Origin of the sequence: Phocaeicola sp. RTP21198st1_B8_RTP21198_201120 (genome assembly GCF_040929485.1) — a bacterium.
Classification (GTDB): Bacteria; Bacteroidota; Bacteroidia; order Bacteroidales; family Bacteroidaceae; genus Phocaeicola; species Phocaeicola dorei.
On sequence record NZ_JBCOCI010000549.1, the window covers coordinates 1 to 1044 of the forward strand.

Here is a 1044-nt window from a genome sequence, read left to right on the forward strand (position 1 = left end):
TTTGGTTTCAATTATCGCAAAATGAAGTCCTTCAATAGAAGTATGCTGGTGAGTGGAGTATTCAATACTTCTCAAACAGTTCAGATGGCTAATATGGTGAACTTTGATTCATACGGAGACTTTGATCCGTTCAAGGAAGCTGCTTTGAGGAGCGATGATGCTTTTCAGAATCCTGAATTGCCTTGGTTGGGTATCATGGGATATAATGCACATTTAGTGAATCCTGTTTATGGAGAAGTAGATCCGAAGAAAGAGGATAAAGAAGATCCTCCTTTTGAGGGATATGAACCCTATTTTCAGGCAGGAGATGCTGTGAGCCAGTCTTATCGTTCGAAAGAAAGTGGAGGTATCCATTCTTTTGATTTGAATGGTGCGCTGAATTTTTATGATCGTTTTTATGTTGGAGCAACATTAGGACTTTATAGTGTAAACTATGACAGAACTAGTGAATATAATGAAGACTTTACTGATAAGGACGGAAATGGTCATGGAGGATATACGTTGGGAAATGACTTTTGGGTAGATGGTAGTGGAGTTGATTTTAAACTTGGTTTTATTCTTCGTCCTTTTGAGTCATCCTCATTCCGCATTGGTGCTGCTGTACATACTCCGACTTTCTTTAGTTTGAAGGAACGGAATACTGCTTATCTTCGTTTCGACTTGAGTGAAGATTTAAATGATATTACCAAACCTTATGATGCTCGTGGAAATGATACTGAAGGAGAATATGAATATAAGTTAATTACTCCGTGGAAGTTTAATGCAAGTATGGGATATACTATTGGTTCTTCTGTAGCATTGGGAGTTGAGTATGAATATTCAGACCGCACTTCAGCTAAAATGAAAGATCCGGACGGATATGAATTGGGACAGACTGCAGACATTAAAGCAATGATGAAGGCAGTTCATACACTGCGTGTTGGAGCTGAATTTAAGTTAGCACCGGAATTTGCATTCCGTTTAGGATATAATCATATTACTGCTCCTTTGAAATCAGATGCTTTTAAGTATCTTCCTGTAAATTCAATGCGTACTGATACGGAG

General features: G+C 38.2%; 1 protein-coding gene. It reads left to right on the forward strand.

Going from position 1 to position 1044, the window contains the following annotated elements; all coding sequences use genetic code 11:
• On the forward strand, positions 1–1044 hold a 1044-nt coding region (locus AB5935_RS27995), incomplete at both ends, for a hypothetical protein (RefSeq protein WP_410525561.1).